The following is a 6,366-nucleotide window of genomic DNA, read 5'->3' on the forward strand; positions in this document are numbered from 1 at the left end:
GCGCCGCCGCCTCTGCCAGCGCCTTCTCCTTGCGCTGCAGCTCGCGCTCCAGCTCCTTGATGCGGCGGCGATCCTGCTTGGTCTGCTGCGTCGCCCCAGATGCCTCCTGCGGCTCGGCCAGCGCCGCTGTGGCCGCTACGCGCCACTGCGCCAGCTGCTGGGGGTACACGCCGTTGGCACGGCACCAGGCGCCGCGTGCGGCCTCGTCCATCGCCGCGGTGCTGATCACCGCCTCCAGCCGCGCGGCGGCTGTCCATACCCGCTCGCGCGCTGGCTGCGCCAGTGCCTCGGATCTCCAGCGCTCCAGCGTATCGACGCCCACGCCGATCTCACGCGCCACGACCTCTGCCGCTGCGCCTTCCGGCGGCAGCAGCCTGGCCACCGCGCGGTCCTTGAATTTCTGTCCGTATCGAGCCAATTCGTTCTCTTACCATCGCCCCCGGGTTCAACAAACGGGTGGCCAGGGGCCGGCGCCTGGCGGCGCCGGCCTGCAGTCCGTGGATTTGTGGACGATGCGCTTCGCGCACCGGCCGGCTTGCCGTGGACAACGCATTCGCGTTGCCCACCGCGCCAGCCTTCGACCACAAGCTCCACAGACTCCCACCACCTTCGCAAGAGCTCGGACTCAAGATCCAAGCTCTATCGGGGCGACAACTATTGTGACGCGGGGGGGAACACGCCCAGGATCGTGACACGCCGCGGCGCTTCGTCGACCGTGTAGGCGATCATGGTCCGCCCCTTGTGATGCGTCACTCGCAGTCCCGGCCGGATGTCATCCCGCGATACGCCGCGGTGCGGGAAATGCGAGAGATCTTCGCAGGTGGCAATGATCGCCGCGGTGTACCGCTCCGCAGTCAGGACCGAGCCGCGGTCCGCGATGTAGGAGAAGAGCGCTTCAAGCTGATCGTCGGCCTCGGGCGCGAAGACGACCTCATAGCGCATCGGAAGGCCTGGCACGGCGCTTCTTCGCGGCTGCCGCCAATCGAGCCTTTACACGATCCGCGCCGACCGCGCGCGACGGGTCTGCCTTCATCGCGTCGAACGCTGCCGCGACATCGCGGCGCAGCCACTCGTCGACGGCCTGTTCACGAGCCAGCAACGCTCGCAGGCCGTCGCGGATCACCTCGCTCTCGGTGGCGTACGCGCCGGAGGCCACCTTGGCGCGCACGGCGTCGGCCATCTCGTTGGGCAGGGTGATGCTGAACTGTTGGGTTGATCGCACGACGGACCTCCGCTCAGTAGGATTTAATCACATGCGATCACTGCGCACAGCTGCCGCGCAGCAACCCGATGCGGGTAGGGCCTCGACGTTGAATTTCGAGGTCGCGCAGGCGGTAGAGCACCGAGAAGAGCACGCCGGAAGGCGTGCAGCCTGGATGCCCGCCTGCGCGGGCATGACGGGGGTAGGCCCGCGCGCGCACGACGGGGTGCGCCTACGGCTGGCCGAAGGCTGTGAACACCCGCGCAAACGGTGGCTTGACTGCGGCGGCTGCACGCAGGATCGCGGAAGCGTCTGTGCCCGCGAGCGCGCTGCCCAGCGCCTGCAAGGCTGCGTCTTCATCCGTGAGCCCTTGCGACAACTGCGGCGCCCGCCGCGTGTCCAACGCATAGGTAACGGGGTCCACCTGCACGCGGCGGATGGCCTGCCACAGCTCGCTGGCCTGGGTGAAGGCATTGCGCAGGCTGGCGAGGCGGGTGGCATCCAGGTCAGCGGGCTTCACCTGCGCGCCGGTGAGCGCGATCACTTCCATCGGCTCGTGATAGGCCGTGAGGCGATCCACGAAGTAGTCCAGGCCGCCGGCCACGCGTGCGCGCATCAGCACGAGACGGACTTCTTCGAGCGCTTCGTGGGCGTCATGCCACTTGGCCGACGCCGTGGCGCGATCCGCCTGGGCGATCTGCTGGTCCACTCGCTCCAGGGTCTGGGCCCAGCCGGCGGGCGCCGAGGCGCCCCAGGCGCCGGCCAGGTTCTCGCGCAGCGCGGGCCACGCCTGCCTCAGGCGGGCCATCGCGGCCGTGGCGGCAGGGCCCGCCTCGGGCTTCTGGCTGGCATTGGACGTCTGCGACAGGGCCGGGATGTAGACCCCGTCGAAGGCGATCATGGGCGCCAGGCGCACGGTCGCTGCGCGCGTCATCGGCGCGGTGGTTGCGGCCTGCGCGCCAGGCGTCACGGCGACCGGGGTCGCCATCGCCGAAACCGCCATCAGGCAGGCGGCCGCCAGCAGAGCGCGCTTCATGCGCCCGCCTTGGCGCCCAGCTTGCGCAGGATGATTTCCAGCGGGCACCAGCAGGTGAACGAGCTCTGCAGCAGGTTGGCGCCCACGAAGGCGGTGAAGGCCAGGAACCACTGGCTCACGAAGATCGGGCTGCCGGGGATGCCGAGCGCCAGCGACAGCAGGATGAAGGTGCCGGCGAAGGCGCGGACGATTTGCCAAGAGGTCATGGGAAGGCTCCTTTTACGGGGTTGCGGGGGAAGGGGTGGCGTCGTCGGTGCGCGGGCGCGCGGCGACGTAGTACAGCAGCGGGATCACCACCAGCGTGAGCAGGGTGCTGACGAAGATGCCGAAGATGAGCGAGATGGCGAGCCCGTTGAAGATCGGGTCGTCGAGGATGAAGAAGGCGCCGGCCATCGCGGCCAGGCCGGTCAGCAGGATGGGCTGGGCGCGGGTGATGGCGGAGTGCACCACCGCCTGCTTCAGCGGCACGCCCTCGGCCTGCTGCAGGCGGATGAAGTCCACCAGCAGGATCGAGTTGCGCACGATGATGCCGGCCAGCGCGATCATGCCGATCATGCTGGTGGCGGTGAAGGGCGCGCCCAGCAGCGCGTGGCCCGGCATCACGCCCACCACCGTCAGCGGGATCGGCGCCATGATGATCAGCGGGATCAGGTACGAGCCGAACTGCGCCACCACCAGCAGATAGATCAGCACCAGGCCCACCGCGTAGGCGGCGCCCATGTCGCGGAAGGTCTCGTAGGTGATCTGCCACTCGCCGTCCCACTTGAGCGCGTAGCCGCGCCAGGCGTCCGAGGGCTGGTGGATGAAGTACTCGGCCACCGGCGCGCCGTCCGGCGCGCGCAGGGCGGCGATGGCGCCGCGCATGGCGAACATGCCGTACAGCGGGCTGTCCACGCGGCCGGCCATGTCGCCCACCACGTAGTTCACCGGCAGCAGATCCTTGTGATAGACCGGCTGCTCGCGCAGCGTGTCGCTCACCGTCACCAGTTCGCGGATGGGCACCAGCTGGCCGCCCGCGCCGCGCACGGCCAGCTGCAGCAGCGTGTCGAGCTCGCCCTGGCGCTCGGCCGGCAGTTGCAGCACCGCGGCAGCCGGGTACTTGCTTTCGTCGTGCAGGTAGGTCGCGGCCTCGCCGGCCAGGCCCGCGCGCAGCGTGGTCACGATGGCCTGCTGTGGCACGCCCAGCAGCGCGGCCTTGCGTCGGTCCACCAGCAGCAGCTTGCGCGGGGCCTCGGCGATGCTGCTGTCGTCCACGTCCACCACGCCCTGCGTGGCGGTGAAGACCTGGCGCACCTGGCGGGCCAGCTGGCGGCGGCCTTCGGCGTCCGGGCCGTACACCTCGGCCACGATGGGCGCCAGCACCGGCGGGCCGGGCGGCACCTCCACCACCTTCACGTTGGCACCGTGGCGCAGGCCGATCTGCTGCAGCGCCGGCCGCACGCGGGTGGCAATGGCATGGCTCTGGTCCTTGCGGTGCGCCTTGTCCACCAGGTTCACCTGCAGGTCGCCCACCTCGCCGCCGGTGCGCAGGTCGTACTGGCGCACCAAGCCGTTGAAGTTGATCGGCGCGGCGGTGCCGGCATAGGCCTGGTAGTCGTGCACCTCCGGCTGCTGCGCCAGGTGGGCGCCCAGCTCGCGCAGCACGGCGGCCGTCTTCTCCACCGGCGTGCCGGCGGGCATGTCCACGATCACCTGGAACTCCGACTTGTTGTCGAAGGGCAGCATCTTCAGCACCACCAGCCCGAACACGGGCAGCGCCACCGAGACGGCGATCAGCCCGGCCACGCCCGCGGCCAGCAACTTGCGGTTCCGGCCGCCCGCGCGCTCGTCCAGCAGGGGCGCGAACACGCGCTCGAACAGCGGGCCCAGCTTCGCGGCCAGGCCGCCATGGGCCGCGCCCGTGGCAGGCGCACCGGGGGTGTGCTTCATCCACAGTCGGGCCAGCCACGGCGTGACGACGAAGGCAATGGCCAGGGACAGCAGCATGCCCATGCTGGCGTTGATCGGGATCGGGCTCATGTACGGGCCCATCAGGCCGCTCACGAAGGCCATGGGCAGCAGCGCCGCGATCACGGTGAGCGTGGCCAGGATGGTGGGGCCGCCCACCTCGTCCACCGCGCCGGGGATCAGCTCGGCCAGCGTCTTGCCGGGGTGCAGCGCCTGGTGGCGGTGGATGTTCTCCACCACCACGATGGCGTCGTCCACCAGGATGCCGATGGAGAAGATCAGCGCGAACAGCGACACCCGGTTCAGCGTGAAGCCCCAGGCCCACGAGGCGAACAGCGTGACCGTGAGCGTGAGGATGACTGCGCTGCCCACGATGGCGGCCTCGCGCCGGCCGAGCGCGAAGAACACCAGCGCCACCACCGAGGCGGTGGCGAACAGCAGCTTCTGGATCAGCTTCTGCGCCTTGTCGTTGGCGGTGGCGCCGTAGTTGCGCGTCTCGGCCACCGCCATGCCCTGCGGGATGACGGTGTTGCGCAGCTCGTCCACGCGTTTCATCAGGGCGTTGGCGACGTCGATGGCGTTCTCGCCCGGCTTCTTGGTGATGGCCAGGGTCACGGCCGGGTACTCGGCCTTCTGCTCGCCGCTGGTGCCGTGCCACACGTAGCGCTGCGCGGGCAGGGCGCCATCGGTCACCGTCGCCACGTCCTGCAGAAAGACGGGCCGGCCGCCACGGGCGCCCACCACGAGTTCGCCCACGTCACGCGCATCGCGCAGGAAGGGGCCGGCGTCGATGGCCACGGCGCGGTTGCCACCCAGCAGGTCGCCCACGGGCAGGCCCATGTTGGCGGATTGCAGCGCCTGGCGCATGTCGGCCACGGTCACGCCGGCACCGGCCATGCGGGCCGGGTCGAGTTCCACGCGCACCGCGCGACCGGGGCCGCCGATGGTGCGCACTTCCCGCGTGCCGGGCACCCGCTTGAGATCCGACTCCAGGCTGTGGGCCACGCGCTCCAGGTCGAAGGCGCCCAGCGCCGGGTCGCGGGCGAACAGGGTCAGGCTGACGATGGGCACGTCGTCGATGCCCTTGGGCTTGACGATGGGGTCGCCCACGCCCAGGCCGCGCGGCAGCCAGTCGGCGTTGGACTGCACCGTGTCATGCAGGCGCACCAGCGCCTCGGTGCGCGGCACGCCCACCTTGAACTGCACGGTGATCACGGCCACGCCGGGTCGCGTGACCGACATCACGTGCTCCACGCCGGCGATCTGCGCCAGCACCTGCTCGGCCGGCGCGGTGACCATCTGCTCCACGTCGCGCACGGCGGCACCGGGGAAGGGCACGATGACGTTGGCCATCGTCACGTTGATCTGCGGCTCTTCCTCGCGCGGGGTCACCCCCACCGCGAAGAAGCCCAGCAGCAGCGCCACCAGGGCCAGCAGCGGGGTGATCTGCGCCTGCTGGAAGAAGGCCGCGATGCGGCCGGAGACGCCCATTCGGTTGCTGGTGTCGTTCATGGACAGCCTTTCAGCGGATGCGGGCGGCGGCCTGCGGGTCCAGCACGACCGGCTCACCGGCGGAGAGGCCGCTCAGCACCTCGACCTGCGTGCCCTCGGTGCGGCCCAGGCGCACCTGGCGCAGCAGCGGCTTGCCGTCGGCGCCCGCCACGTACACGGCGGTCAGCTCGGCGCGGCGCACCACGGCCTGCGCCGGGATCAGCACGCGCGCATCCCCGCTGCCAGCCACCGGCAGCCAGGCGCGGGCGAATTGCCCTGGCACGGCGACGGTGCCGGGTGGCAAGTCCAGGCGCAGGGTCTGCGAATGCGTGGCCGGGTCCACCGTGGGGAGCAGCTGGGTGCGCACGGGGGTGATGCGGGCGGCGGCGCCGGCCAGCTCGGCCTGCACCTTCGCGTCCGCCGGCAGCCTGGCGGCCAGCGTCTGCGGCACGGCGGCGCTCACGCGCAGGGCGGCCGGGTCGTACACCGTGACGAGTGGCTTGCCCGGCATCGCCATGTCGCCCAGCACCACGCTCACCTCGGCGATGACGCCGTCGTAGGGGGCGCGCACCAGGTAGAAGTCGGATTGCGTGCGGGCCGCGCCGGCGCTGGCCAGCTGCGCGGCCGCCTCGGCCTGCGCGGTCTTGTACTGGGCCTCGGCTCGGTCCAGGGCCGCCTGGCTGATGTAGGC

The 6,366-nt window shown here is 70.9% G+C and carries 6 protein-coding genes and 1 pseudogene; all 7 read right to left on the reverse strand.

What is annotated here, in order from left to right; all coding sequences use genetic code 11:
• Nucleotides 1-418, reverse strand: a pseudogene (locus tag ACE3T5_RS20655) (IS3 family transposase); the annotation flags it as partial.
• 236 nt (nucleotides 419-654) lie between these two features.
• Nucleotides 655-942, reverse strand: a complete 288-nt coding sequence (locus ACE3T5_RS20660; RefSeq protein WP_374669994.1) for a type II toxin-antitoxin system RelE/ParE family toxin — start codon at nucleotides 940-942, stop codon at nucleotides 655-657.
• The gene (locus tag ACE3T5_RS20665) at nucleotides 932-1,222 is read right to left on the reverse strand and encodes a type II toxin-antitoxin system ParD family antitoxin (RefSeq protein WP_374669995.1); all 291 of its coding nucleotides are present in this window, start codon (nucleotides 1,220-1,222) and stop codon (nucleotides 932-934) included. The genes ACE3T5_RS20660 and ACE3T5_RS20665 overlap by 11 nt, the downstream gene beginning before the upstream one ends.
• A gap of 211 nt (nucleotides 1,223-1,433) precedes the next feature.
• On the reverse strand, nucleotides 1,434-2,237 hold the full coding sequence (locus ACE3T5_RS20670; RefSeq protein WP_374669996.1) for a hypothetical protein: 804 nt from the start codon (nucleotides 2,235-2,237) through the stop codon (nucleotides 1,434-1,436).
• On the reverse strand, nucleotides 2,234-2,443 hold the full coding sequence (locus tag ACE3T5_RS20675) for a DUF2892 domain-containing protein (protein WP_374669997.1): 210 nt from the start codon (nucleotides 2,441-2,443) through the stop codon (nucleotides 2,234-2,236). The genes ACE3T5_RS20670 and ACE3T5_RS20675 overlap by 4 nt, the downstream gene beginning before the upstream one ends.
• 13 nt (nucleotides 2,444-2,456) lie before the next feature.
• Nucleotides 2,457-5,696 (reverse strand): efflux RND transporter permease subunit, encoded by a 3,240-nt coding sequence (locus ACE3T5_RS20680; RefSeq protein ID WP_374669998.1) that lies wholly within the window; start codon nucleotides 5,694-5,696, stop codon nucleotides 2,457-2,459.
• Between the two features lie 10 nt (nucleotides 5,697-5,706).
• A partial coding sequence (locus ACE3T5_RS20685; RefSeq protein ID WP_374669999.1) for an efflux RND transporter periplasmic adaptor subunit occupies nucleotides 5,707-6,366 on the reverse strand: 660 nt, incomplete at its 5' end.

Source organism: Ramlibacter sp. (assembly GCF_041916345.1).
GTDB lineage: Bacteria > Pseudomonadota > Gammaproteobacteria > Burkholderiales > Burkholderiaceae_C > Ramlibacter.

Excerpts from the sequence above, each read along its gene's own strand:
- ACE3T5_RS20680 (WP_374669998.1), bottom strand. The coding sequence starts at position 5,696 with ATGAACGACACCAGCAACCGAATGGGCGTCTCCGGCCGCATCGCGGCC.
- ACE3T5_RS20660 (WP_374669994.1), bottom strand. The coding sequence starts at position 942 with ATGCGCTATGAGGTCGTCTTCGCGCCCGAGGCCGACGATCAGCTTGAA.
- ACE3T5_RS20670 (WP_374669996.1), bottom strand. The coding sequence starts at position 2,237 with ATGAAGCGCGCTCTGCTGGCGGCCGCCTGCCTGATGGCGGTTTCGGCG.
- ACE3T5_RS20675 (WP_374669997.1), bottom strand. The coding sequence starts at position 2,443 with ATGACCTCTTGGCAAATCGTCCGCGCCTTCGCCGGCACCTTCATCCTG.